The organism is Collinsella sp. LCP21S3_D3, assembly GCF_052118305.1.
Lineage (GTDB): Bacteria > Actinomycetota > Coriobacteriia > Coriobacteriales > Coriobacteriaceae > Collinsella.
The window spans coordinates 1-26899 of record NZ_JBQKHK010000015.1 but is presented as its reverse complement, the minus strand read 5'-3'; the positions used below and the strand labels follow the sequence as shown (position 1 = coordinate 26899).

Below are 26899 nucleotides of genomic sequence, written 5' to 3'. Positions count from 1 at the left end.
AAAATCGCGATTTTCATCGAATGTTGTGATGGTTTTTACTGCTTTGCGGCACGATCCAAATGCCGGCGTCCAAACAGCAGCAGTGCCGCGGGAACCGCCGTCACGACCATACCCGCCCCGATGAGCGTCTGCTGCACGCCAAACGTCGCCGCCAGCCACGGGGCAATCGCCAGCGGCGCCACGCCGGCGAACATGTTGCCAAAGCCCATGACCGAGTTGACGCGGCCGAGCTGTTCGAGCGGGGCCGTCGTTTGCACGATCGTGTTGTGGAGCGGGTTGACGATGCCCCAGGCCACGCCCAGGGCAATCTGGCCGACAAGGGCTACGCCCACGTACGGTGTCCCCACATAGAGCAAACTTCCCAGGCCCACGGACAGAAGCGCCACAAGCAGCGTCTTAAGGTTGACCAGGTGCGGCGGCAAGCGGAGCGCGACCACGGCGCCCAGCACCGCGCCCACGCCGCAGGCGGACGAGAGCCAGCCCATCCACTCGACACCGACATGCAGAACATCACGGTAGAAGAATGACTCCAGTGGATCGAAGGCGCCATAGCCAAAGTTCGAAAGGAAAATAATGCAGAACAGTAGGGCGAGGACGCTGTTGGTAAAGACTGTCTTGATGCTGGTCACGAAAGTGGCGCGGGTGGATTTATTGGAGTCGGAGCTTTGAATGGCAGTACTTGCCGTTGTGCTGCTATCCGCGGGAGCACTTTCGCGCGCGGCGACGCGACCTGCTTGCGGCCTAAAGCCCCAACCGGCGACGAGCGCCAGTACGGTAAAGATCATCATGAGCAAAAACACCGCGTGTGACGATGCAGCCGCCGCGACAAAGCCGCCCAGTGTGGGGCCGACGATAATGCTCACGTTGGAGAGCATGGCGATGGCGGAGTTGATGTCTTTGAGCTCGACGGGGTCGTCGGTGAGATACGCCGGATAGGACGTGGCGACGGGCTGGGCGAATCCTATCACAAAGCCCAGGAGCACCGCGCCGGCAAGGACTGTTCCGGTCGCGCTGCCAAAGGCGATAATCGCCGCGCCGGTTGCCAACGTGCCGAAGATACTCGCCCGGAAATGCCGGCACGGACCCCAAGCGTCAAGCGCCGCTCCACCCGCAAAGGATCCCAGCATCACGAAGACGTTCATAAACAAGACGGCCAGCGATGTCGCAACGACCGAAGCGCCGTCCGCATAGGTGGGTGTTCCGATGACGCCGATGAAGTAGCTGGTCTGAAAGCCGGTATATATGAGGAAGCGCATTGCCACCAGGTGCTTAGCCTGCGCGGACAGCGAAGGGTGAGGTTTTGAGAGAAGAGATACGAGCACGGAGACTCCTCGTTTCATACGAATACGGGCGGTGGACATTCGTCGCCGTCTGTCAAATCAATCTATCCGCATGAAACATTAAGGACGCATCAGGACCCTTCTCTCCGTTTTTCGCCCGTCATGAACTACTTGGTAGATTGTAAGGCATGTCACAAAAATCTACCAAAGCAAAAACCACCACAAAGGTGCCTGGCCCCTTTGTGGTGGAAATGACGTTTGCCCAGATAGAACCTGCCAAAATAAACCTGTCCCTTTTTGGCAGGTTCAGCGCCAAGCCTTAAAGGTGGTCTTGGATAAGGTCGCAGATGGCGCGGGCGTCGTTGATGTTGATGGCCCGGGTCGCAAAGCCTGCGTCGAAGGCCTGACGTGCCAGGGCTTCGTTGCAGGCAAGGGCCAGCGTGCGGCCGTCGACCAGGTCGAGCGAGCTCTTGCCGCGCAGGCGGTCGACACCGGAGCGCGCGACCACGATGTTGTCGAAATCCTCGGTCTTGTAGCCCTCGATGATCACCACGTCGACATCGTTGTAACGCGACAGCAGCTCGCGCGCGGGCATCTCGTCCTCCTCGCGCGTGTCGGCGTACTCCGCCCAGCGCGTGGCGCAGATGAGGCCCACGTGCTTGGATCCGGCCTGGTGATGGCGCCAGGTATCCTTAGCGGGCACGTCGATATCAAAGCCGTGGTGCCCGTGATGCTTGAGCGATCCCACGCGCAGGCCGCGACGGGTGAGCTCGGCAATGACCTTCTCGACGAGCGTGGTCTTGCCCGAGTTCTGGTAGCCGATAAACGCGATCGCGGGGACGGCCGGTGTCGGAGCTGCGGGCGCGACGGCGACGGGTGCGCTCGCGGGTGCGGCACCGTCAGTGGCCACGGCCTCAACAGCAGCGGCCTGACGCTCTGCGCGGTCCCACACGCCCGAGCGGCCGCCCTCCTTGTGCAACAGGCGCACGTCGACGATCTCCATACCGCGATCAACCGCCTTGCACATGTCATAGATCGTTAGACACGCAGCACTCGCGCCGGTCAGGGCCTCCATCTCGATACCCGTCTTGCCCGTCACGCCGGCCGTAACCAGTACGTGAAAGCCAACCTGCCCGTCCGCGCGCGCCGGTGCCCAGCCCTCGGGCATATCCTCGGCCGGCGTCCCCGCCGGAGCGATGGGCGCAATGTCGCACTTGCTCTTGGTAATGAGCAACGGATGGCACATGGGAATGATGTCGCTCGTGCGTTTGATGGCCATGATGCCCGCCACGCGCGCGCAGGCAAGCACGTCGCCCTTTTTGGCGCGGTCCTGCAGCACCATGGCCTGTGTCTCGGGATGCATGAGGATGGTGCCCTCGGCGATGGCGATGCGATGGGTCTCGGCCTTGTCGGACACATCGACCATGCGCACCTCGCCCTTGGCATCCACGTGCGTCAGCTCGTCGCGGCGGGCGTCACGGGCGGGTTCGGTGGCCGCGCTGGAAGTCGGCTGCGCAGACGCGTCGGCATTGCCAGCATTCGCCGCTGCCGTGACTTTGTGGGCAGACATCGCGGCCCTGCGAGCGGCCTTGGTGGCGTCGGCGTACCTGCTCTTGGCCATATGATCATCCTCCGATTTGGGACATAAATCGTTGCGTGCCCTCAATTATCGCGTGTTCCTGCGGTTTGTGGGCCACGGCATCGCGCCAAATCGAAAGTACCTGCATATCATCACCACGGCGCAGGTCGTCGCGCACCGAATACTCGGCATCGCTAAACAGGCATGGACGCACGTTGCCATCGGCCGTCAGGCGCAGACGGTTGCAATTCGCACAAAAATGGTTGGACATGGCGCTAATAAAGCCAACCGTTCCCGCCGCGCCCGGAAAGCGCCAATAGCGCGCAGGGCCCGCGCCGGCAGGAGCGTCGTTGATGTCGAGCGGCTCGAGCTCGCCCAGTCCCCTCGCGGTGGCCCTGGCATTGATGCGCGCCCGCAGCTCGTCACTCGGCACGGTATCGCTCGCGTCCCACAGCTCGGGATTGAGCGCGGGCGCATGCGGGTCCACAGCGCAATGCGAGCTCGTGCGCTCGTCGCCGATGGGCATATATTCGATAAAGCGCAGGTGGATGGGACGGTCGAGCGTGAGCCGCGCGAGGGCCGCCACATCCTGGTTGAGCCGGCGCACAACAACGCAGTTGACCTTAACGGGCTCAAAGCCCCAAGCCAGCGCCGCGTCGATGCCGGCCATGGTCTGCTCGAGCCGACCCAGGCGCGTGATCTTTCCAAAGAGCGTAGGGTCGAGCGTGTCGAGCGAGATGTTGACGCGGTTAAGCCCGGCATCTTTGAGCTGCGGCGCCAGCTTGGGCAGCAGGGCGCCGTTGGTGGTGAGCGAGATGTCCTCGATCTGAGGGATCGCGCGGATGTCGCGAATAAGCGGAATAATACGGCGGCTGACCAGCGGCTCGCCGCCCGTCAGGCGCACGCGGCGAATGCCCTCCCCCGCCACCAAGCGCACAAAGCGGGCGATTTCCTCGGCGCTGAGTAACTCGTCGTGTGCACGGGGCGCCACGCCATCGGCTGGCATGCAATAGATGCAGCGGAAATTGCACTTGTCGGTAACGGCAATGCGCAGGTAGATGATATCGCGGCCAAAACCGTCATGCTGCACGTGCCCGTCCACGCAGCCCTCCCCTCACGCGGCGTTTTATTCTTCGAAAAACATAATACCCCACGAGAGAATCATGCCGACACCCGTACGACAGGACAGGTCGCTTTGAGCAAAACGGACTTCCCAAGCCCATCCTCAACACACAAACCTTGACTCTACAATCGTTGTAGGGTTTTCACTACACTGGTACGGAAACAGACCCAGCCAGAAAGCCCCACCTATGGAACACGACCTCACACGCGGCAATGTCCTTAAGACCATCGCGGTCTTTGCCCTGCCCTATATGCTCTCGTACTTTTTGCAGATGCTCTACGGCATGGCCGACCTGTACATGATGGGGCAGTTTAGCGGTGCCGCCGGCATCACCGCCGTGGGCAATGGCGCACAGACGCTCTATATCATTACCGTGACGCTCGTGGGTCTGGCCATGGGAACGACGGTTATCGTCGGCCACGCCGTGGGCTCGCGCCGCTTCGATCGCGCCGAGACCGTCATCGGCAACACCATCACGCTGTTTATGGGTGTCTCGGTAGTGCTGGCAGCCATCCTGCTCGCACTGTGCCCGCAGATCGTGGCACTTATTGGCACGCCAGCCGAGGCAGTCGAAGGAACCGCCGCCTACCTGCGCATCTGCTTTGTCGGCATTCCGTTTATCGCCGCATACAACATCCTCTCGGCCATCTTTCGCGGGCTGGGCGATTCGCGCTCGCCCATGTACGTGATCGGCGTGGCGTGCATCATCAACATCGCGCTCGATTTTCTGTTTATCGGCCACTTGGGGCTCGGCCCCGTGGGTGCGGCACTCGGCACGGTAACCGCCCAGACGGCAAGCGTTGCCCTCGCGCTCGTGTGGCTTAAGAGCCGCCGTACGAACATCCACGTTAAGCGTAGCGACCTGCGTCCCCAGCCCGAGGTGCTCGGCAGCATCCTTAAGATCGGCGTGCCCGTGGCCGTGCAGGACGGCTGCATCCAGGTGGCGTTTATGTTTATCACCGTCATCGCCAACCATCGCGGCCTGGTCGACGCCGCCGCCGTGGGCCTGGTCGAAAAGATGATCAGCTTTTTGTTCATTGTTCCGAGCTCCATGGGTGCCACCGTCAGTGCACTCACGGCGCAAAACGCCGGCGCGGGCAAGGGCGACCGCGCGCGTCAGGTGCTCAAAGACGCCATGACCATCTCGGTGGTGTACGGCTGCCTGATCACGGTGCTGATGTGGCTGGTGGCGCCGGCGTTTATTGGCTTTTTTGCCAAGGACGCTGCAGTAGTCGCTGCCGGCACCGGCTATATGCGCAGCTATATTTTCGACGCAATCTTTGCCGGTATCCACATTTGCTTTAGCGGCTTTTTCGCTGCATATGGCAAGAGCTACATCGGCTTTGCGCACAACGTGCTGGCCGTGGCACTCATTCGCGTGCCGGGCGCTTGGCTGCTGTCGAACGCCTATTCCGACACGCTGTTTCCCATGGGCATCGCCTCGCCGTGCGGATCGATTCTGTCGGCAGTCATCTGTGTTGTCGCGTTTACCGTGCTCAACCGGCGCGGGTCTTTTGACAAGTTAGCAGCGTAGCGGGGCAACGCGAAATCGCCCTCATTGACGACATCATCAGCGACGACCCCGCGACCTACGTGACGCAGATCACGGTGCCGGTTTCCCCAACAAAGTAAGAACCGCCCGGAAGGCATCGCGCTTTCGGGCGGTTCTTCAATTTGACTATTGATACCTTAAGCCTGAGGCACCTCGCCGGTAGCCAAGATCTGCTCGAGTGCGTCCTCATCCAGCACGGGTACGCCCAGCTGCTCGGCCTTGGTAAGCTTGGAACCCGCTTTGGGACCGGCAACCAGATAGCTCGTCTTCTTTGATACGCTGCCCGAAACCTTGGCGCCGAGCACCTTGAGCGCCGCGCCCGCCTCGTCGCGCGTGCGGTTGACGAGCGTGCCTGTCAGCACGAAGGTCAGACCCGCGAGTGGCTGTGCGTCGGCGAGCTCGCCTGCCACGCCAGCGTCGGCTGCGGCTTGCGCGTGCGCGGCGCCCAAATCGACCTCGAGCGACAGGCCCGCCTGGCGCAGACGTTCCAGGACGGCAAGGTTCTCGGGCACGGCCAGGAACTGCTTGACGCTCGCCGCAATCTTGGGGCCGATACCCTCGCACTCGGCGATGTCCTCTTCACTCGCCAAGATAAGCTTGTCAATCGACAGGAATCGCTCGGCGATGACCTCGCCCACGCTCTTGCCCACGTGACGGATGCCCAGGGCAAACAGCACGCGACCGAGCGGCTGACTCTTGGACTTGTTGAGCTCGGCGATGATTTTCTCGGCCGTCTTGAGGCCTACCGGAATGGGATCGCCCTTCTTAACGCCCTTTTTGCTGTTGGAGCTGGCATAGGTGCGCCCCGTGTCCAGGCCGGCGATGTCGTCGACCGTGAGCTGGTAGAAGTCTGCGACGTCGTGAATCAGCCCGGCGGCGATCATCTTGTCGACGATCTCGTCGCCTAGGCCATCGACGTCCATGCAGCCGCGGCTCACCCAGTGGAGCAGGCGCTCCTTGAGCTGTGCGGGACAGTCGATGGACACGCAGCGGTAAGCCACCTCGCCATCCTCGTGGACCACGGGGCTACCGCACACGGGGCAGACCTCGGGCATGTGCCAGTCGACCGAATCGGCCGGACGCTTGTCGAGCACCGGGCCCACGATCTCCGGGATCACGTCACCCGCCTTGTGCACGATGATGGTATCGCCCTCGCGCACGTTTTTGCGACGGATCTCGTCGATATTGTGCAGCGTGGCGCGCGCGATGGTGGAGCCGGCAACCGTCACCGGGTCGAACTCGGCGACCGGCGTGAGCACACCGGTGCGGCCCACTTGGATGCGAATTTCGCGCAGGATGGTCTGCTTTTCCTCGGGCGGAAACTTAAAGGCAATGGCCCAGCGTGGTGCGCGAGCGGTAAAGCCCAGGTCGAGCTGCTGCTGGAAGCTGTCAACCTTTACGACCACGCCGTCGATGTCGTAATCCAGGTCACCGCGGTGCTCGAGCGCCTGGGCACAAAACTCGTGGACCTCGGCCGGCGTGGCACAACGAGCCACGTTGGGGTTGACGCTAAAGCCGGCGCTACGCAACCAGTCCAGAAACTCGCGCTGGCTGTGGACGTGCAGCGGGTCGGTATCGGCGATGGCATAGATAAAGGTGGCCAGGTCGCGGCGCGCCGTGACCTTGGGATCCTTCTGGCGCAAGGATCCGGCAGCGGCGTTGCGCGGGTTGGCGAAGGGGTCGCGGCCCTCGGCATCGGCCTCTTCATTCAGGCGGACAAAGCTGCCCTTGGGCATATAGACCTCGCCGCGTACCTCGATGGTGCGCTCGCGGTCGACGCCCATATGAGCGAGCGCCGGCTCGGATAGGTGCATGGGCACATCCTTGATAGTGCGCACGTTGAGCGATACGTCCTCGCCCGTGGTGCCGTCTCCGCGCGTGGCGGCGCGCACAAAGGTGCCGTTTTGATAGGTAAGCGCGACGCCCAGACCGTCGATCTTAAGCTCACAGGTATAGGTGACGCTACCGGCGCCGAGCGCATCCTCGGTGCGCTGGAGCCAAGCGTCGAGCTCGTCCAGATCCATGGCATCGTCCATGGAATACATGCGCGCCATGTGCTTGACCGGCGTAAACTGCTCGCTCACGTAGCCGCCCACGCGCTGGGTATAGCTGTCGGGCGTCACCAGGTCAGGGTAGGTAGCCTCGATTTCCTGCAGCTCAACGAGCATTTTGTCGAAGGCGACGTCCGTGATCTCGGGCGCATCGAGCATGTAGTAGCGGTAGGCGTGGTAATCGAGCTCGTGGCGCAACTCAGCCGCGCGCGCTGCCGCCTGGGCACGGATATCGGCCGGCGCGGCGGTATCCGTGCTCGCTGGCGTTTCGGTATCGATGTCCACGCCGTCACCAAACAGGCTCGATTGCTCCATAGCGGCACTCCTTCGCTCGATTTCAAACGGATACAAGAGTACCACCGGTCGCGACGGGGCCGAATAGCGGTCTCAAACCGCACCGAATTGGCAGCGACCGGACCGGGGTTGGACAGTTAGTTCAGATTTGTATAATTACGTGCGCCGAATCGAGCTGAAATACCGTCTTTTCGCCCCAATCAATCGTTCTGGACGGCGAATTAGGTTTGCTTCCGTCTTCGAGACACCCATCTCGGCCCGTCTTTCATTTCAAAACCGCTCAAAACACGCCTCAGACCGCACCCGTTTTATACAAATCTGAACTAACTGTCCAAGCCCTTCCGAACCATGCCCTTGCCATTTCTAAATGATCCGTTTTCCTCCGTCCCCAACGGATCAATAAGAGAAGAGGGGCTGTCCCGCGCTGGCGGAACAGCCCCTCTGGCTTCGATATGTGCGATACAGCTCGTTAGAAACCCTGACCGTAGCCTTGCCCCTGACCCTGTTGGCCCAGCAGTTCTTCCAGGTACTGGCGCAGTTGCTCGTCGGTAATGCCGCCGTTGCCGGTGTCGGTCGCGCTGTCGTTCTGCTGCTGGTTCTGCAGCTCCTCGTCGGAGCCCAGCTCGACCGTGACCTTCTTCTCTTCCTTGCCGCGCACGAGCGTGATCTCGACCTTCTCGCCCACCTCGTGGCTGCGCAGCGCGATAATCAGGCCATCGGCGCTCGTAATCTCATCGTCACCCAGCTTGGTGATGACATCGCCCTCTTGGATGCCAGCCTTGGCGGCAGGACCGTCCTCGACGACACTTGCCACATACGCGCCGCTATCGGTGCCGAGATTGTTAGTGCGGGCGTTGAGCGCGTTGACGCTCGAAAGCGTGGCGCCCAGGTACGGATGAACCGGCGTCTTGCCGTCGATGATCTGGTCGGCGATGTTCTTGGCATAGTTGACCGGAATGGCAAAGCCCACGCCCGAGCTGGAGCCCGAGTAGCTCTCGATAAGAGAGTTAATACCCACGAGTTCGCCATTGTCGTTAACGAGCGCGCCGCCGGAGTTGCCCGGGTTGATGGCGGCATCGGTCTGGATCATGTTGGCGTAGATGGTGTTGCCGCTGGTAGAACTCATGGCCGTGGAGCGATACAGCGCCGACACAATGCCCGTGGAGACAGATTGCTCGTTGCCGAACGGCGAGCCGATCGCCATGACCCACTCGCCCACGTTAAGCTTGGAGGAATCACCAATCTCGATCGGCGTGAGCTTGGAGGCGTCAGCATCCTTGAGCTTGATGACGGCCAGGTCGCTCGAGGCGTCGTTGCCCACGAACTCGGCCTCGTAGGTGGTACCGTCGTCCATGGTAACCACGTACTGGTCATAGCCATCGACCACATGGTTGTTGGTGAGGATGTGGCCCTCGGTATCGAGCACCACGCCCGAACCGACGCTGCCCGAACCATCCGACTCGTCGGCAGACTGCGAAAACGAGCCATTCTGGCTACCGCTCGAAGTGGCGGTGATGGAAACGACGGAGGGCAGGGCCTTGGCAGAAACGGCCTCGGCAAGCGTGGTGTCCTCGGAGTCGATCGTAATCTTTTGCGTCGATGAACCCGAAGCACCCGCCGTCACGACATTCTTTCCGCCGCCAATGTTGAGCGTGCCACTCATAATGAGCGCGATGACCAGCAGGGCGCCGCAGGCGCAGCCGGCGAGCGCCGTAATAAAGATCGGTAGCTTTTTGGTCTTGGTCTTGACCACCGTGTGCTTGGTTACAACCTGCTGACCGCCCAGCGGCTGGCCGGTCTGTGTGTCGTAGGCCTGCACGTAGGGAATGTTGCCGTCGGCAGGCGTCGACTCCACCTGCACGCGCGGCTGCTGCTGGGTCTCGCCAGCGTTGCCCGCATCCTGGGGACGCTGGGAATCGTTCTCGCTCATAGCTGCGATCCTTTCGTCTAATAACCAAAGGCCCGCCAAACATGTGGCGGGCCATCATTGTTCACGTTGAGTTGTACCCCAATATGCGGGCGAACGTGTATGAGAACGCAATCTTTAAGGAATGCTTAAGTTCTGCTGCAAACTCGAAAGGGATCCACGCATGCGGCAAAACCACCACGAAGGCACCTGCCCCCTTTGCGGTGAAAAGCTAGTCCTTAAACAGATAGCCCACGCCACGGACGGTGGTGATATGTGCCGCAATCTGCGGGCCCACCTTGGAGCGGATGCGTCGAATGTGCACGTCGACGGTGCGCGTGCCGCCGCAGTACTCAAAACCCCACACGCGGTGCAGCAGCACCTCGCGGCTGTAGGCGCGGTTGGGGTGCGTCGCCAAAAAGCTCAGCAGCGAGTACTCCATCAGCGTCAGGTCGATGGGCTCGTTATCGAGTGTCACCTGGTAGGTAGCCAGGTTAATCTCGAGGTTATCGATGTTGAGCACATCGTCGGCGGCGACGGTCTCCTCCTCGCCCATCAGGCGCTGCGCACGAGCCTTAAGCTCGTTGGGTGTCGCCGTGGGGCATACAAAGTCGGCATGCGCGTGATTGGGCAGGCGCAGGGTGCCGAGCGCCTCGTCGTCGACGATCACCAGCATGGGAACGCCGCCGCGGTCGTCAAGCCACTTGGCAATCTGATCGATGCGGTCGCTGCGGATGCCATCGGAATCGAGGATCAGCAGGTCAAAGTCGTGCGCCGCAGTCGGCGAATCGGGGGTTGCCAGGCTCACCTCGACACCCAGGGTGGTCGTCAAGCTGCGGGCAAACTCGTGGAAGCGCGTCGTGCGCGCCATGAACAGGGCACTCTTTTCGGACATATCGGCCTCCAAGTAAATGAGCTCAATCGTACTGGAACGAACCAGCGCGATTAGGAGTTCGCCAGATAATGCTTGATCTCCCACTCGGTAATCGTGGACTCAAACTTATGCCATTCGTCGCGCTTCTTTTTGAGGAAGAAGCTGTGGATGTGCTCGCCGAGGGCATCCTTCATAAACTGCGAGTCCTCAAACACGTCGAGCGCCTCTTTGAGCGAGCGCGGCAACGGCGTATAGCCGGCCTCGACCATCTGACGGTCGGTAAGCTTGAGCGTCTCGGCCGTTGCCTCGGGTGGGAGTTCCAGCTTGCGCTCGATGCCGTCCAGACCAGCCGCCAGCGTGACGGCGTTGACCAGGTACGGATTGGCCATGGGATCGGGGCTGCGAAGCTCGATGCGCGTGGACAGCTGCTTGCCGGGCTTGTAGACCGGGATGCGGACCATGCTCGCGCGGTTGCGCAGGCCCCACGTAGCGTACTGTGGCACGGAGTCGCCGCCCGTGGTGATGCGCTTGTACGAGTTGACCGTGGGGTTGGTGATGGCGCTGATCTCGCGCGCGTGTGCCAGAATGCCGGCCATATAATGCTTGGCGATATCGGAGAGGTGGTACTTCTCGTCGTCCTCGCCCCAAAAGACGTTGTTGCCGTCGTGGTCGAACAGCGACTGATGCAAAAACATGGCGCTGCCGTCCTCGCCCGCCAGCGGCTTGGGCATAAAGGAGGCGTGGCAACCGCTCTCGTAGGCCTGCTGCTTAATGATGAGTTTGGCCGTGGTGATGGCGTCGGACATGCTCAGGGCCTCGGCGTGACGCAAGCTCATGCCGTGCTGCGAGCGGCCGGCGGCGTGGAAGGTGTACTCCACGGGCACGGACATCTTCTCGAGCGTGAGCACCGTATTGCGGCGCAGGTCGCGAGCGGCATCGCTCACCGAAAGGTCGAAGTAGCCCACGTTGTCGAGCGGCTCGGGGGTGTGCTCGTCGGGGAAGTAGTAATACTCCAGCTCGGCACCCACGTTGAGCAGGTAGCCGGCCTTCTCTGCCTTATAGAACATGCGGCGCAGGGCGTCGCGCGGGTCGCCGGCAAACGGCTTGCGATCGGGAGTGCACACATCGCAGAACACGCGGGCGACGCCGTTATGGCTCGGGCGCCACGGCAGGATCTGGAAGGTCGAGGCGTCAGGGAACGCGAGCATGTCGGCTTCCTCGGGCGTGGCAAAGCCCTCGATGGCGGAGCCGTCAAAGCCAATACCCTCCTCAAAAGCGACCTCGAGGTCTTCGGGGCTAATGGCAAAGTTCTTGAGGCGGCCGAGAATGTCGACAAACCACAGACGCACAAAGCGGATGTCACGCTGCTCTACGGAACGGAGTACGTAATCGATGTTCTGCTGGTTCATGTCGCTCCCCTTTCTTTCGGGCGGGTTTCGACTGGTCTATATCGCAGATACTATCGCAGAAAAATGTTTCCGCAGGGTTAAAGCGTATCAAGCGCCCAAAAAACGTGCGCGAACAGGCAGTTACGAACGAGCGGCTAGCGCGAGGTCGAAGCGCGGTGTTCGATGTGGCCGGGAACCTCGATGCGTTTAGGCGCCAGCTTTGCGGCATCGCCCACGGTGGTGGTAACAACGTCGATACGCTCGGAGAGGCGATCGACCACGCGCTCGGCGATGGTGAGGGTGTCCTGCGCGGCCGTGGTAACTCCACCAAAGAGCACATGGTTCCAGGGATAGTCGTCAAACGTCGCGATCTTGAGCCCCGCCGGCAGCGAGGGGCCAAGCTGCGCCAGCGCCTCGGTCAGGCGCAGGAAAACCAGGCCGTTGACGGCAATGAGGCCGAGATCTTTTCCTGCATAGCCACGGATGGTCTTGTCCAGGCGGCCGACGCCCGTGGCGCCGCCATCGGCCAGGGTGACGACCTCGCCGGAAAGGCCGCGGCGCGAAAGCTCGTCGGTAAAGGCCTCGGCGCGCTCGCGACGGACGGAGCTTTCGTCGCTTGCTTCGGTGAGCAGGCACAGGCACTCGCTGCCAGCGGCGGTCAAGGCGTCTACCAAGCCGGCGACCAGCTCACGGTTGTTAGATGTCACCAGATCGACACCGCCGTCGGCAACGTCGCGGTCGAGCAGCACAACGGGCAGGCGTCCCGCTGCCGCGACGATCGCCTCGTCGTTACCACCGCAGGTATTGACGACCAGGCCGTCCACGCCAGCGTCGATAAGCCTGGTGAGCGACTCGGCCTCCTTGGCGGGATCGTTGCCGCTAATGGCTGTCATGAGCGAGCAGCCGCGCGCGGCGGCGCTGGCGGAAAGGCCCTCGAGCATGGCGTTGGAGAACGGGTTGGCGATGTCGGCCAAGATCACGCCGATGAGGTTGGTACGCGAGCTGCGCAGATTGCGCGCGGCGGCACGTGGGCGATAGCCGGTGCGCTCGATAACCTCCGCAATGCGAGCACGGGTTTCCTCGGTCATTTGCCCGGGGCGGTTATTGAGATAGCGCGAGACCGTGGCCGGGCTCACACCCGCCTCGACGGCAATGTCCTTGATTCTCATCTGCGCCATAGCGCACCCCGTTTCCCCATTGTCGGCAGTCTGAGCCATTTTAGGCATTTTTTAAAATTCTCGGTTGCAAAACGCTGTAGGTGAGCAGCATCGTTTTTGCGTCTCGAGCAGATGCGATAATGGGCTAGATAGCCGAGTCTTTGGACAGCTCAAAATAATCGGGATGTAAGGCGATAACCGGACCTTGCTCTTCGGGCATCAGGTGCAGGTGTGTCTCGGCCAGATAGCTCGCCGCGTCGGTATCGCCCCTCTTAATGGCCTCGAGAATCCGGCGATGCTGCCGACGAATCGGCTCCCAATCTAGATCCTGCGACACCATACGCAACCAGTTGTATCGCTCAAAATGCGTATTGACGCTCTTCATCCAATCCCACAACATGTGACGGCCGGCAATCTCAAAACACGTCTCATGGAACAGGTTGTCCAGGTCAAAGAAACGACGCGTTTCGCCATGGTCGAGCGACTCGGACTCGGCAAGAATCTGATCGAGCCGATGCTTTTGCTCGGGTGTGGCGACCGAGCAGCATTTAATGAGTACGCTTCGCTCGAGTTTCTCGCGCAAGAAACAGGCGTTCTCGGCGCGCTCCATGCTGATCTTAGAGACGTAGGTACCGCTTTTGGGACGCGTTTCCACCAGCTCCTGCTCACGCAGGCGCACAAAGGACTCGCGAATGGGCGTACGCCCGATTCCCGTCTCCTTTTCCAGACCAATCGCCGAAAGGCGCGTGCCGGGCTTGAGCTCGGCATAGATGATCTTGGAGCGCAGTGCATTGTATGCCTGATCTTGCAAGCTTTGATTATGCTGGTGCTGTTCCATAAAGCCCTCGGATAAACCCTCGGTTAGTCGAATACCACCATGCAATACTATCGCATCGACACGCCCCAGCTCCCAATCAGTCTTTTTGGGACGGGGCTCTTTTAGCTACCCTAGCCCGCAGATCGGCCCCTTGCCACAAAAGTGGCCCATTTACTACGTTAACACGGATAGCCTCGGCCATACCAAAAACCGTGAAAACAAAACCGCAGGTAGGCAGCTTGTCGATTTTCGAAAAAGCCGACTATGGTTGACCCCTGCGGCTTAAACGTAGTCGATAGGCCCTTTTCGTGGCGCAGCACTACTGCACCCCAAATTGGCACCCCGAGCCTGTTATAAGTTGCTGCGAAATACGGACGGTTGATAATCAGGGCGCGCTATGCGGGTTGCAATAGCTCGAACGTCCCACGTCCGATGCACCAAAGCGTTTGCGACAGCTTCGCGAAACGCCTCGAGAGGAATTCGATCGGTTTGGACGCGCTCCATCCCTTCGATACGCTCATAACGGTAGTAGCGTGCAAACATAGCCACCGCCCTGTCCACCTGCTCAATTGCGGATATATTTGTCGCCGCCTCGCGATCCAAGTATTACATCCTCGGTATCACCAAAACGGACGCAGTCGATGCCCGGAAAATCATTCTTATCCGCCAAAATCGCCGCAGCGTTGGTATAGCCATCTTTGCCGAGCAAGCGAAGCGTGCGCATAATATCCGGCGTTAGCTCAGAAATGCCGAGATGTTCAACACACTTATGCTCGAGCGTGTGAAAACTCAAGTCCTGGCGAGCCGACGTGAGCGCGTCGAACGTTACGTTGCTGCCTTCGAGCGTCAGCCTGCCATACTCAAACCGGTCGACCTCCACCGTTGCCGAATCGTTTTGCCTGTAGGCCTTCAAGATATAAGACGAAAACCGTTTGCGTACTGATTTATCCGAGACGCAAACGGTTTTCGTCTTGATTTGCGTACGGAATTAAGACGCATAATTTCGCTTTCGTATGGCTCAATCGATCACGATACGATGTATCTGCACCTGGCCTACAACCGCAACATGATTGTGGAAGGCACACAGACAAAAGGCATTTAAGGCTCGGCAATGATCTTTCTATGATAAAACGCAAGCGGCGGCCGCCCAAACACGGGACGGCCGCCGCTTGCGTTTTATCAAATGGTGCAATGGGGTCAGGTTCACATGCACCAACTTGGTGCAAAGTAACCTGTCCCCATACGCCAAGGGGTTGACTAGAGCTCGCAGGCGACCTTGTAGCCATCGCCGATGGCGTCGCGAATGTTGCCGCACTTGTTGGCATCGCCCAGCACGTGAGTGGTAACGCCGGCTGCAGCCAGGTCGTCGGCCAGCTTGGTATTGGGACGATAGCCCATAGCAAGCACCAGCGTATCGGCACCGGCGATGGTGTGGATCTCGCCGTCCTTCTCGTAGCTGATAGTATCCTCGGTAATCTCGGTCACCTTGGCCTCGGTCAGCACGTGAACGCCCTTTGAGAGCATGCGCGTGATGAGCACCGCGCGACCGGCACCACCCTCGTTGGCGGCGAGCGTCTTGGTCATCTCGATGACGGTGACGTCGCGGTTGGCCGGCGACAGGTCGTTGACCAACGGGGCCAGGTAATCGGCCGTCTCGCAGCCAACGGTGCCGCCACCCACGATGACGATCTTCTTGCCCGGGAAAGCCTTGCCGCCCAACAGGTCGTCAGCCGTCATAACCTGCTTAAAGCCCTGCATGAAGGCCGGGGCGATAGGCTCGGCGCCATAGGCCAGGACGACCTCGTAGTCGGCGTAGTCACGCTGAATGTCCTCGGCAGTAAGCTCGGTGCCAAAGACGCACTTTACGCCGGCCTCGGCCAGGCGACGGTACTGATACTTGATCACGCGGGTGAGTTCCTGCTTTGCCGGCGGAACGGCTGCGATGCGCATCTCTCCGCCCGGCTCGTCCTGCTTATCCACGAGCACCACGTTATGACCGCGTTTGGCGGCAATGTAGGCTGCCTCCATACCCGCGGGACCGGCGCCCACAACCAGTACGTTCTTGGCCTCGGCGGCAGGCTCGTAGCCAGCCTCGTCGCGCTCCACGTCCGGGTTGACGGTGCAGGAGATGCGCTTGCCAAACATAATGCCGTTCAGGCAACGCAGGCAACCGATGCAGGGACGGATCTCGTCGGCGTTGCCAGCGGCTGCCTTGTTGCAGAACTCGGCATCGCACAGATTGGCGCGGCCCATCATACAGATGTCGGCCGCGCCGTCCTCGATCAGCTCCTCGGCGATCCAGGCCTCGTTAATGCGTCCGACGGTGGCGACGGGAATGTTGACGTGCTTTTTGATCTCGCGCGAGCAGGCGGCGTGCGAGGCCTGCTGCGTGCCGGCGGCGGGAATCGCGGAGCCGCGCTTGATGGTGGTGCCGCCCGACACGTGAATCATGTCGACGCCGGCCTTTTCCAAGCGACGCGAGACGTAGATCATGTCGTTGAGGGTCAGGCCGCCATCGGTGTACTCATCGCCCGAGATGCGGACGTCGATGATAAAGTCCTTGCCGCAGCGCTCGCGAATCTCGGCGATGACCTCGAGCAAGAAGCGCATACGGGCGTCGAGCGAGCCGCCGTACTCGTCGGTACGCTTGTTGTAGAGTGGAGTCAAAAAGCCGCCGAGCATGCCGTGGGCATGTGCCGCATGGACCTCGACGCCATCGACACCGGCCTTCTGCATACGCACGGCAGCGTCACCAAACTGATGCGTGAGCTCGTGAATCTCATCGACCGTGATAGGACGCGGTGCCTCGCGGGCATAGGACGGACCCACAAAGGACGGAGCGATCAGGCGCGGCGTGCCCGGAATGTTAAAGGCCATGTAGGCGGGGTGGAAGAGCTGCGGCATGATCTTGCAGCCATACTCGTGGACGGCCGCTGCGAGCTTTTTCCAGCCGGGGATAAACGTGTCGTCGTAGCAGCACATGTCACCCGGCAGATAGGTATAGGTAGGCTCAACCGTCACGACCTCGGTAATGATGAGGCCCACGCCGCCCTTGGCGCGTGCACGGTAATGATCGACCAAGTCGTCGGTCACATAGCCGTGATCGGCTAGGTTGGTAGATACCGGCGGCATAAAGACGCGGTTCTTGACCTCGGTCGTACCGACCTTGATCGGGCTAAAGAGCATCGGGTAGGCACAGGACTCCATACAGGGTTCCTTTCGTTTGAGCCGCTCGGCGGCAGTTGCTAACACACCTATCGTATCAGCGACCGCCGTATCCGCAATCATACATGCCCAAGCGCCGTTCGACTAATGAATACCGCGGCCCAGGTCTTCGGCGATTTTGTCCACGCCCTTAAGTGCGGCACACGTCTTTTTGTTGGAGCAATGTCCTGTGCAAACGCCACCCTGAGCACAGTCGGCGCAGGTGCCCTTGCGGTAGATGCGCACGCATACCGCGACAAACGCAATACCGATAACAGCCAGAACAACAATATCGATAGGTGCCATAGCAAGCCTCCTCTAGTTAACCATCACTTACTTTACCCCATTTTCCACCTGCCAAAAAGGGACAGGTTTATTTTGGTCGGTTTTATCTGCGGAAACGCCACATCTCCCCCATTACGCCAAAAAGCCCGAGTGTCGCTGGGACACCCGGGCTTGTGGAAAGGGGCTAATCCTTATTCGGACTTAAGCGGAAACTGCGGCGGAAGCAGTGTTGGTCTCGTCCTCGTCGGTCCATGCATGCGCAGGGATAGGGCGAAAGATCTGGAAGAGCATCGCAACCAGCAGAACGATGGCCACAATCGTCCAGATACCAAACTGTCCCAACACAAACAGGTTGTAGAACTGGTTGATGAACAGGCCGATCACCCAAGCGAAGGCGCACTCGTAACCGATGGCAATCGCGGTCCACTTGCCGGAGTCCATCTGGTTGCGGATAGTACCCATGGCGGCAAAACACGGAGCGCACAGCAGGTTGAACGCGCCAAAGGCAACGCAAGCGCCCATGGTGGGGAACATACCGGCAAACGCAGTCCACAGGCTCGGGTCGGTCTCGGCGGCGTCAGCCACGGACAGCAGCGAGCCGGCGGTGGCGACGACGTTCTCCTTAGCCACAAGGCCCGAGACGGTCAGCGCAGTTGCCTGCCAGGTGCTAAAGCCGAGCGGAGCGAAGATCCAAGCGACCAGGTTACCGAGCATGGCAAGCACGGAGTAGTCCATGAACTCCTCGGAGATGCCGTCCATTGCAGGCAGGAAGCCAAAGGAACCGTTGTAGCTTCCAAAGTTGGAGAGGAACCAAACAACGACGGTGGATGCGAAGATGACCGTGCCGGCCTTCTTGATAAAGGCCCAGCAGCGCTCCCACACGTGCAGTGCCCAAGAGCGGATCGCCGGGAAGTGGTAGGCAGGAAGCTCCATAACGAACGGCGTCGGGCGACCGGCGAAGAGCTTGGTCTTCTTGAGCATAAGGCCCGAGGCGATGACGGCGAAGACGCCCAGGAAGTAGAAGAGCGGGCTGATCCACGCCGCGGTGGTGGAAGAATCGCCGATGATGGAACCCATGAGCAGGGCGATGATCGGCAGCTTGGCACCACAGGGAATAAACGTGGTGGTCATGACCGTCATGCGGCGGTCCTTCTCGTTCTCGATGGTCTTGGTGGCCATGACGCCGGGGACGCCGCAGCCCGAGGACACGAGCATGGGGATAAAGGACTTACCGGACAGGCCAAAGCGGCGGAACACGCGGTCCATGATGAAGGCGACGCGGGCCATATAGCCGCAGTCCTCCAGGAAGGACAGCATCACAAAGAGCAGGAACATCTGCGGGACGAAGCCGAAGATAGCGCCCAAACCGCCGACGATGCCGTCGCAGACCAGCGAATCGACCAGGCCGCCGTCCTCGGTGCCACCCGCCACAAGGGCATCGTGCACCACGGTGGTGATACCCGGGACATAGGGGCCGTACTGCGCCGGGTCAACCGAGTCGGCATCGTCGCCCGCAGCCTCGACAGCTGCGTCGTAGGCGTCGCGACCCTGGCCGAGCACGTACCAGCCGTCGGTGCCAAAGAGCTGGTCGTTGGTGAAGTCGGTCACTGTGCCGCCTAAGGTGGAAACGGCGATGTAGTACACGCAGAACATGATGACCACAAAGATCGGCAGGCCCAGGATACGGTTGGTAACCACACGGTCGATCTTCTCGGAGGTGCTCATCTTGGCCGGAGCCTTGGTGAGGCACTCGTCGATGATGTGCGCGATGACGCCATAGCGCTCACCGGTGATGATGGACTCGGCGTCGTCATCACAGTCCTGCTCGCACTGGGCGACCAGCTCTTCCACGCGAGCGGCCTTCTCCTTAGTGAGGTTGATGAGCTTGCAGGCGTCCGCATCACGCTCGAACAGCTTAACCGCGTAGTAGCGACGCTTGTTGGCGGGAACGCTCGCCGGCAGGTTGTTTTCGATGTGGTCCAGAACGTCCTCGATGGAGGAATCGAACTTGTGCTCCGGCACCTGGCCCTTGGAAGCAGCGGACTTCTTAACCTGCTCGAACAGTTCCTTAATACCCTTGTTCTTAAGGGCCGAAATCATCATGACCGGGCAGCCGAGCTTCTTGGAGAGCTTGTCCGTGTCGATCTTGTCGCCGTTCTTCTCGACCAAGTCGGCCATGTTAAGGGCAACGACCACGGGTAGGCCGGTCTCGATAACCTGAAGCGCCAGGTACAGGTTGCGCTCGAGGTTGGTGGCGTCGACCACCTGGACGACCACATCGGGCTCGCCGCTCATGAGGTAATCGCGCGAGCATTGCTCCTCGGGGCTGTAGGGGGAAAGCGAGTAGATGCCGGGGAGGTCCGTGATGGTAACGTTCTTGTCGCTCAGGAGCTTGGCCTCCTTTTTCTCAACCGTGACGCCGGGCCAGTTGCCAACGTAGCCGTTGGCGCCGGTGATCAGGTTGAAAAGCGTGGTCTTGCCGCAGTTGGGGTTACCCGCCAGCGCGACATGGATCTGAGAATCCGCCATTCAATCCTTCTTCCTTGTTTGCCCGCGCTGCTTTCTCCGCGCAGGATGGATAATGTGCTTCAAAGTTACTGCATTAAGTTAGAAATATCTAACTTAATCTGCAGAAATATACGCCGTGGGCCCTTACTGGACCTCGACGACGGCCGCCTCCTCCTTGCGGATGGAAAGCTCGTAGCCGCGCACGTTGATCTCGACCGGATCACCGAGCGGTGCAACCTTCACGACCTTAAACGAAGTGCCCTTGATGAGCCCCAGGTCCATAAGGTGGCGGCGAAGCGCGCCCTCACCGTGAAGCTTGACGATGGTAGAGCTCTCGCCCACCTTAACGTCACCCAACGTCTTCATCCTCTTGTCCCCCTTTCGGTTTTTATGAAATGCTGCGGATTAACCGACGGTCATGATGTGCATGGCAACCTTGGAATCGATGCCAAAGCGTGCGCCCAGCACCGTGACGATGATATTGGCGCCACTCGAGCTCACCACGTGGATCTCGCTGCCCTCGATAAAGCCGAGGTCCTTGAGACGGTGCTTTATGTCCTCATCGCCCTTTACACGAGAAACGTGCACGGTTTCGCCCGCTTTTACCATCGAAAGCGGCATGGCCGGCATCTGCGGTCCGCAAGACATGAGTGAGCTCCTAACATCGGTTCGTCCTCAACATCGACGCGATAAAAGTTAACCGCGCCTATGTTCGAACTAGTAAACTAACACATGGTTAACTTTTTGGAAAGAATCTCTATTCAGTTTTCGAAAAAGTTTCCCATATTAAACAAAGGCACCGCAAAGACGGTCTCTTTGCGGTGCCTTGTCATACCAATGTATGCAACAGAGGGGACTCTCCTTTTTCACATTGTTACGCTTAGAGCGAGAGGTTTCTGATCGACGTGACGCAGGAGGCCTCATCCACGCCCGAAACATGAAAGACGACGCTCTCGCCGCACTCACCATAGAGGGCCATGAGTCCCATGATATCGCGGCCATCCGTGTGGCGATCGCCGATGCTGACCGACACGTCACTACGATGCTTGGCGATAATGTCATAGAGAAGCGCAACCGGGCGGGCATGTAGTCCCAACGGATCTTTAATCGTCTTTGTAAACTCGACCATGTCCCCTCCCGCAGCATCGCACATTTGGCCGGCCAAACCCAGCCACGTGGTAGTTATTGTAGCGTTAGATGCTTGTCGAGAGCGGGACGGAAACCACATCCCACTTCGAGTGTCAACGATGGGACACAGTTTCCGCCAGAAGGCTCAACCGGAAACTGTGCCCCATTATTTTGCCGAATTCTGGGCCGCGCTTTCCCAGAGGACCCCCTTTGGGAAAGCGCGGCCCATTCTGGACGCAGATTCCGGGACGCACTTTCCGCGACGTCCGGTCACCCTATGCCCTCGCAACGCCCGCGCATAAAAAACGAGGGAAGGCACGCGTCCTTCCCTCGTTAGAGACAATATGTAGCCGCTCGCCTACATCAAGCGCAGGCTGACGTCCTTGAGCTGGGCGCCGGAAACGGCACTCGGGGCGCCCGACATGAGGTCGGAGCCGCTGGCCGTCTTGGGGAACGCCATGACGTCGCGGATAGAATCGGAGCCAGTAAGCAGCATGCACACGCGGTCCAGACCCAGGGCAAAACCGCCCATCGGGGGCGCACCAAACTTGAGCGCCTCCATGAGGAAGCCAAACTGCGACTCGGCGCGCTCCTCGGTAAAGCCCAGGAGCTTGAGCATGGACATCTGCATCTCGGCGTTATGGATGCGCATGCCACCGCCGCCGGCCTCAAAACCGTCCATGACAAAGTCGTAGGTGCAGGAACCGGCAGCCAACGGGTCGGCCTCGATCTTGGCGATGTCGGTCTCGGTCGGCAGAGTGAACGGCTGGTGCTCGGCTGCATAGGCCTTGCGGTCCTCATCCCAGTGGAACAGCGGGAAGTTGACGACCCACAGGAAGTCGTGCCCCTCGCGTTTGATCTCGAGTGCGTTGGCCATGTGAGAGCGCATGCCGCCCAGGATCTCGTCAGAGAGCAGGCGCGGGCCGGCGGCGAACATCACGAGGTCGCCAGGCTCGACGTTCATGCGCTCGCGCAGAGCCGCCATCTCCTCGTCCGAGAAGAACTTGACGATGGGGCTGTTGATGGAGCCGTCCTCGCGGAAAGCGATCCAGGCCAGACCCTTGGCGCCAAACGTGGAGGCCACGCCGGCGAGCTTATCGATCTTGGCACGTGCCCAGGCACCGGCGCCCTTGGCGTTGATGGCCTTGACGACAGAGCCCTCCTCGTTTGCGGCAGTCGCAAAGACCTTGAACTTGGAGTTGGCAAAGATGTCGGTCAGATCGACCAGATGCATGCCATAGCGGGTATCGGGCTTGTCGGAGCCATAGGTGTCCATGGCCTCCCAGTAGTCCATGCGACGCAGCGGCGTGGGCATCTCGACACCCATGCGACCGAAGGCGTCGGCCAGGACCTCTTCGAGTGCGCTCATGACGTCGTTCTGGTCCACGAAGGACATCTCGATATCGACCTGGGTGAACTCGGGCTGACGGTCGGCACGCAAGTCCTCGTCGCGGAAGCACTTGGCAACCTGGTAGTAGCGCTCGACGCCACCGACCATGAGCAGCTGCTTTAGGAGCTGCGGGGACTGCGGCAGGGCGTAGAAGTTACCCGGCTGAATACGGCTGGGAACGATGAAGTCGCGGGCGCCCTCGGGCGTAGACTTGAACAGGGAGGGCGTCTCGACCTCCATGAACTCACGGTTGTGAAGCGCCTCGCGAATGGCAAAGGTGAAGTCGGAGCGCAGCTTGAGGTTGGCCATCATCTCGGGACGACGGAGATCCAGATAGCGATAGCGCAGACGGGTGTCCTCGCTGGTCTCGATGCCGTCCTCGATCTGGAACGGCGGGGTGACGGAGGTGTTGAGCACCTCGGCGTGGTCGGTCAGGACCTCGATCTCGCCGGTCGCGAGCTTGGCGTTGGTGGTTTCCTCGCCACGGGCGCGCACGACGCCGTGAATCTTGATGGGCCACTCGGGACGCATGGTCTCGGCGATCTTAAAGGCATCGCCGTCGGAGTGCTCGGGGTCGAAGGTAAGCTGCGTGATGCCCTCGCGGTCGCGAAGGTCGCAGAAGATAAGGCCGCCGTGGTCGCGGCGACGGCTCACCCAACCGGTGAGGGTGACCTCTTCGCCCACGTTCTCGCGGCGAAGCTCGCCGCAGGTACGGGTGTGCATGGAATGCTCGTCGATGGGACGGGTCTGGCTCATACCAGTGATCCTCCTTTATGGATCTGTGCCGCCCCGTGTCGTTCCGGGCGGCGTCGTACAGATTTGCCCAGCCTGCGTAAACCGCGCAGCCGGACATGGCGTTCTATCTTATCGCACCCGCGCCGATGTACCGCGAAAAAGTGGCTCCCGCTCAAAGACTTGACGGAGACGAAACAATTGGCGCACCGCACTGCCCGCCCGCGCTTGTCACGTGCGACAATGTGCCTACAATACAACCGCACTCGGAAAGGCCCACCATGACTGCACGCCTCATCGTTATGGATATCGATTCCACGCTCATCAACCAGGAGGTCATCGACCTGTTGGGCGAGGAAGCAGGCGTGGGCGGGCAAGTTGCGCGGATCACCGAACGTGCCATGCGCGGCGAGCTCGACTTTAAGCAGGCGCTCGAGGAGCGCGTGGGGCTGCTTGCCGGCCTGGACGAGAGCGTTTTCGAGCGCACTTTTGAGCGCGTGACGTTTACCCCCGGCGCACTGGAGCTTGTGCGCTCGGCGCACAGCAAGGGCTGGAAGGTCGGCGTGGTAAGCGGCGGCTTCCACGAGGTCGCCGACAAGATCGTAGCTGCCGCGGGCATCGATTTTTGCCTGGCCAACCGCCTGGAGGTCGTAGACGGCAAGCTCACGGGCAAGCTGGCGGCAGACATTGTGACCAAGGAATCCAAGCTTATCCAGCTACTGGATTGGGCGGTTGAGTGCGGTGTCGATATGGCCCATACCGTGGCGATCGGCGACGGCGCCAACGACATCCCCATGATTCAGGCCGCGGGCACGGGCATCGCATTTTGCGCCAAGCCCAAGACGCGCGAGGCCGCCCCGTTTGCCATCGACGAGCGCAACCTGATGCTCGCCATGGACATCATCCTGCGTGACTAGCCGATCCATCTAACAACAGAATCAAATCTCCTATATCTAGTTTCCGAACAATTTTGTCTTAGTGTTCGGAAACATACCCTTTGAGTGCTAGACTTTGCGCCGTCGAAGGGAAGATATATGGATAAGCGAGATCTTGAGCAGCTGCTGAGCGATGTTGCCGACGGAGCAGTCACCCCGGCAGTCGCCCTTACGCGCATCCAAACGGCGCCAACCGCCGATCTGGGTTTTGCGCAGCTCGATCTTTCGCGCGGGGTGCGCCAGGGGGCCGGTGAGGTTGTCTACGGCGCCGGTAAAACCGCCGAGCAGATTGCAGCCATTATCAAAGCGCTGCGCGATGCCGGTCAGGAGCGCACCCTGGTTACGCGCCTGGATGCCGAAAAAGCAGCCCGCACCTCGGAGCTTCTCGACAACGGGATCGACCTGGGATATGTCCCGAACGCCCAGCTCGCCCTCGTGGGCGGCAAGCCCTCCCCTACCGGTAACGGACGCATCGTTGTCGCCTGCGCCGGCACGAGCGACTTGCCCGTCGCCGAAGAAGCCGCGTTGACGGCCGAGTTCTACGGCAACGAGGTCGACCGCCTCTACGACGTAGGTGTCGCCGGCCTGCACCGTCTGCTCGCGCATGCCGAGGAACTTGCCCAGGCACAGGTGGTCATCGCCATCGCCGGCATGGAGGGCGCGCTGGCGAGCGTTATCGGCGGTCTGGTAAGCTGTCCGGTCATCGCCGTTCCTACCAGCGTGGGCTACGGAGCGAGCTTTGGTGGCATAGCCGCGCTGCTCGCCATGCTCAACTCCTGCGCCAGCGGCGTTTCGGTCGTCAATATCGACAATGGCTTTGGTGCCGCCTACCAGGCAAGTCTTATCAATCATCTGAGCACCGGAACACCCTGCGCCCGTTAAGGAGCATTCCATGTCCAACCATCAGCATACGCTTATCATCGACGGCACCTCGGGCATCAGCGGCGATATGACCGTCGCGGCCCTGCTCGACCTGGGCGCCAGCGAGGAGCACCTGCGCGAACAGCTCGCCACGCTGCCGGTCGACGGCTTTACGATCGCCGTCACGCGTGCAAACAAGCATGGCATCGACGCCTGCGACTTTGACGTTCAGCTGGCAGAGGAGCTCGAGAACCACGACCACGACATGGCCTGGCTCTTTGGCAACGAAACAGCTGCCGAGCACACGCACGAGTATGAGCACCACCATCATGACCATGGCGGACATGAACACGAACACTGCCACGAGCATACGCACGAGCATGACCATGAGGCTCACGGCCATGGCCACGAGGACCATCACCACGCCCACCACCATCACCACCGTTCTTTGGCGGACGTCACCGCCATCATCGACGGCTCACAGCTAAGCGATGGCGCCAAGCGTCGCGCGCTCGCCATCTTTACCGCACTCGCTGCTGCCGAGGCCAAAGCTCACGGCAAAACGCCCGACACCGTCCTGTTTCACGAGGTGGGCGCCATCGACTCCATCGTCGACGTCTGCTCGGTCGCCATCTGCCTCGATGACCTGGGCATCGAGGACATTGTCGTCGAGTCGCTCTCCGAAGGTCACGGCACCATCCGCTGCGCCCACGGCCTCATGCCCATTCCCGTCCCCGCTGTCGTCAATCTGTGCCAGGCAGGCAATATCGCCCTCACGCCTGCACCGGTCGCCGGCGAGCTCGTGACGCCAACGGGCGCCGCCATCGTCACCGCGCTGCGCACGTCCGACCAACTGCCCTCACGCTACCGCATCGAAGCCGTCGGCTACGGCGCCGGCAAACGCCCCTACGAGGGTTGCTCCGGCACGCTCCGCTGTCTGCTCGTTCACGCGGACGCATAGCCATGGATGCCCGCAAGGCAAAAAGCCGCGCTGCCATCGTTGCGGCGTTCTCCGAGCTCCTGCGCGAAGAGGACTACGGCAAGATTGCCGTTGGCGTCATCATCGCTCGCGCCCATGTGGGTCGGGCAACGTTCTACGGCCTCTTCAAGAGCAAAGATGACCTGCTCGCTGAGTTCGTGTGCGATATCTGCACCCATGCCCTCGACGATGACGGTACACCCCTCAATGACCCGCTCGTACAGGTCGAGCATATCCTCAACAACCTCTGGGATCGTCGTCAGGGCGTACGCGCCCTCGTAGCCGGCGCCGGCTCGCGCGTCTTCGCCGACTGTCTCCGCAAGACCATCATGTCGCGCGCAGCCGAAACCGTCCCTGTCGACCCCGCAGGCCCCGCCAGCACCATGGATCGCAACTTCCTCCTCCACCACATAGCCTCAAGCTTCGTAGCCACCGTCCAATGGTGGGCCTGGCACAACTTTAAAGCAGATAAGGCCGACGTAGCCAAAGACTACCTCTCAGCCATAAAACCCCTCTTCACCTAAGTAAGAGGCTCATCCCAGAGCATTGCCCCAACCCAAGGCGCCACGCATCCCAACGTGTCGCTCGCACTTCAACGCCCCCCAACAGCAACAAGCCCCTCCCATCCAAATTCAGAAATATGTTGGGTTGCTTGTACGAACGCAACAAAGACCCCGCAGCTGTCCGCATGGGGTAACTTCCCAGCGCATTCCGCAGGACGAAAGAACCCCCGCCGCACGAAGTGTGAACTGCCTCCCATTTCTTGGACATGAGAAATGGGAGGCTTTTTATGCGTGTCGACTTGAGGGTGAAGCACGACATCGAGGCCAGGAAGGCGGCGATCGGGCTCTTCGAG

22 protein-coding genes are annotated in these 26899 nt (G+C 60.6%); 5 read left to right on the top strand and 17 right to left on the bottom strand.

What is annotated here, in order from left to right:
- Nucleotides 1-35: 35 nt before the first annotated feature.
- The 3 genes from ACTQ1S_RS07425 to moaA all read right to left on the bottom strand — a co-directional run bounded on the left by ACTQ1S_RS07425 (nt 36) and on the right by moaA (nt 3961).
- A complete protein-coding gene (locus ACTQ1S_RS07425; protein WP_441064110.1) occupies nt 36-1322 on the bottom strand; it encodes an MFS transporter in 1287 nt (428 codons plus the stop codon).
- A gap of 277 nt (nt 1323-1599) precedes the next feature.
- Nucleotides 1600-2901, bottom strand: a complete 1302-nt coding sequence (gene mobB / locus ACTQ1S_RS07420) for a molybdopterin-guanine dinucleotide biosynthesis protein B (RefSeq protein ID WP_441064109.1) — start codon at nt 2899-2901, stop codon at nt 1600-1602.
- Nucleotides 2902-2905: 4 nt separating this feature from the next.
- Nucleotides 2906-3961 carry a GTP 3',8-cyclase MoaA gene (gene moaA, locus ACTQ1S_RS07415; RefSeq protein ID WP_441547417.1) on the bottom strand — a complete coding sequence of 352 codons (1056 nt, stop codon included), beginning with the start codon at nt 3959-3961 and terminating at the stop codon, nt 2906-2908.
- 208 nt (nt 3962-4169) lie between these two features.
- Here moaA and ACTQ1S_RS07410 point away from each other — a divergent pair, with 208 nt between their 5' ends.
- Complete coding sequence (locus ACTQ1S_RS07410; RefSeq protein WP_441547416.1) at nt 4170-5516, top strand: MATE family efflux transporter; 1347 nt, start codon at nt 4170-4172, stop codon at nt 5514-5516.
- A 155-nt stretch (nt 5517-5671) separates the two neighbouring features.
- Here ACTQ1S_RS07410 and ligA read toward each other — a convergent pair whose 3' ends face one another.
- From ligA to aspS, 14 genes are all read right to left on the bottom strand, one after another.
- Nucleotides 5672-7900, bottom strand: a complete 2229-nt coding sequence (gene ligA / locus ACTQ1S_RS07405) for an NAD-dependent DNA ligase LigA (protein WP_441547415.1) — start codon at nt 7898-7900, stop codon at nt 5672-5674.
- Nucleotides 7901-8348: 448 nt separating this feature from the next.
- Nucleotides 8349-9809 carry a S1C family serine protease gene (locus ACTQ1S_RS07400; protein WP_441547414.1) on the bottom strand — a complete coding sequence of 487 codons (1461 nt, stop codon included), beginning with the start codon at nt 9807-9809 and terminating at the stop codon, nt 8349-8351.
- Between the two features lie 208 nt (nt 9810-10017).
- Entirely contained in the window at nt 10018-10680 is a 663-nt protein-coding gene (locus tag ACTQ1S_RS07395; RefSeq protein ID WP_118256204.1) for a response regulator transcription factor, read from the bottom strand.
- Nucleotides 10681-10730: 50 nt separating this feature from the next.
- Complete coding sequence (locus tag ACTQ1S_RS07390; RefSeq protein ID WP_427728639.1) at nt 10731-12068, bottom strand: glutamine synthetase family protein; 1338 nt, start codon at nt 12066-12068, stop codon at nt 10731-10733.
- Nucleotides 12069-12202: 134 nt separating this feature from the next.
- Nucleotides 12203-13225 (bottom strand): LacI family DNA-binding transcriptional regulator, encoded by a 1023-nt coding sequence (locus ACTQ1S_RS07385; protein ID WP_441547413.1) that lies wholly within the window; start codon nt 13223-13225, stop codon nt 12203-12205.
- Between the two features lie 124 nt (nt 13226-13349).
- On the bottom strand, nt 13350-14042 hold the full coding sequence (locus ACTQ1S_RS07380; RefSeq protein WP_427719797.1) for a GntR family transcriptional regulator: 693 nt from the start codon (nt 14040-14042) through the stop codon (nt 13350-13352).
- Between the two features lie 544 nt (nt 14043-14586).
- Nucleotides 14587-14934 carry a hypothetical protein gene (locus tag ACTQ1S_RS07375; RefSeq protein ID WP_441547412.1) on the bottom strand — a complete coding sequence of 116 codons (348 nt, stop codon included), beginning with the start codon at nt 14932-14934 and terminating at the stop codon, nt 14587-14589.
- Nucleotides 14935-15278: 344 nt separating this feature from the next.
- Entirely contained in the window at nt 15279-17228 is a 1950-nt protein-coding gene (locus tag ACTQ1S_RS07370; protein ID WP_441064097.1) for an NAD(P)/FAD-dependent oxidoreductase, read from the bottom strand.
- A gap of 102 nt (nt 17229-17330) precedes the next feature.
- Nucleotides 17331-17531: a hypothetical protein gene (locus ACTQ1S_RS07365; RefSeq protein WP_117634210.1), complete on the bottom strand. Its 201-nt coding sequence runs from the start codon at nt 17529-17531 to the stop codon at nt 17331-17333.
- Between the two features lie 180 nt (nt 17532-17711).
- Nucleotides 17712-20039, bottom strand: coding sequence for a ferrous iron transporter B (feoB, locus tag ACTQ1S_RS07360; protein ID WP_441049139.1), 2328 nt, complete (start codon nt 20037-20039; stop codon nt 17712-17714).
- Nucleotides 20040-20162: 123 nt separating this feature from the next.
- A complete protein-coding gene (locus tag ACTQ1S_RS07355; RefSeq protein WP_006234774.1) occupies nt 20163-20384 on the bottom strand; it encodes a FeoA family protein in 222 nt (73 codons plus the stop codon).
- 39 nt (nt 20385-20423) lie between these two features.
- Entirely contained in the window at nt 20424-20666 is a 243-nt protein-coding gene (locus tag ACTQ1S_RS07350) for a FeoA family protein (RefSeq protein ID WP_229770688.1), read from the bottom strand.
- Between the two features lie 232 nt (nt 20667-20898).
- Complete coding sequence (locus tag ACTQ1S_RS07345; RefSeq protein WP_441042500.1) at nt 20899-21147, bottom strand: HPr family phosphocarrier protein; 249 nt, start codon at nt 21145-21147, stop codon at nt 20899-20901.
- Nucleotides 21148-21504: 357 nt separating this feature from the next.
- The gene (aspS, locus tag ACTQ1S_RS07340; protein WP_427729277.1) at nt 21505-23292 is read right to left on the bottom strand and encodes an aspartate--tRNA ligase; all 1788 of its coding nucleotides are present in this window, start codon (nt 23290-23292) and stop codon (nt 21505-21507) included.
- 257 nt (nt 23293-23549) lie between these two features.
- Here aspS and serB point away from each other — a divergent pair, with 257 nt between their 5' ends.
- From serB to ACTQ1S_RS07320, 4 genes are all read left to right on the top strand, one after another.
- Complete coding sequence (serB, locus tag ACTQ1S_RS07335; RefSeq protein WP_427747576.1) at nt 23550-24185, top strand: phosphoserine phosphatase SerB; 636 nt, start codon at nt 23550-23552, stop codon at nt 24183-24185.
- 117 nt (nt 24186-24302) lie between these two features.
- Nucleotides 24303-25085 (top strand): nickel pincer cofactor biosynthesis protein LarB, encoded by a 783-nt coding sequence (gene larB, locus ACTQ1S_RS07330; RefSeq protein WP_441547411.1) that lies wholly within the window; start codon nt 24303-24305, stop codon nt 25083-25085.
- A 10-nt stretch (nt 25086-25095) separates the two neighbouring features.
- Complete coding sequence (locus tag ACTQ1S_RS07325) at nt 25096-26025, top strand: LarC family nickel insertion protein (RefSeq protein WP_441547410.1); 930 nt, start codon at nt 25096-25098, stop codon at nt 26023-26025.
- A 2-nt stretch (nt 26026-26027) separates the two neighbouring features.
- The gene (locus ACTQ1S_RS07320) at nt 26028-26567 is read left to right on the top strand and encodes a TetR/AcrR family transcriptional regulator (protein ID WP_441547409.1); all 540 of its coding nucleotides are present in this window, start codon (nt 26028-26030) and stop codon (nt 26565-26567) included.
- The last annotated feature ends 332 nt before the right edge of the window (nt 26568-26899 follow it).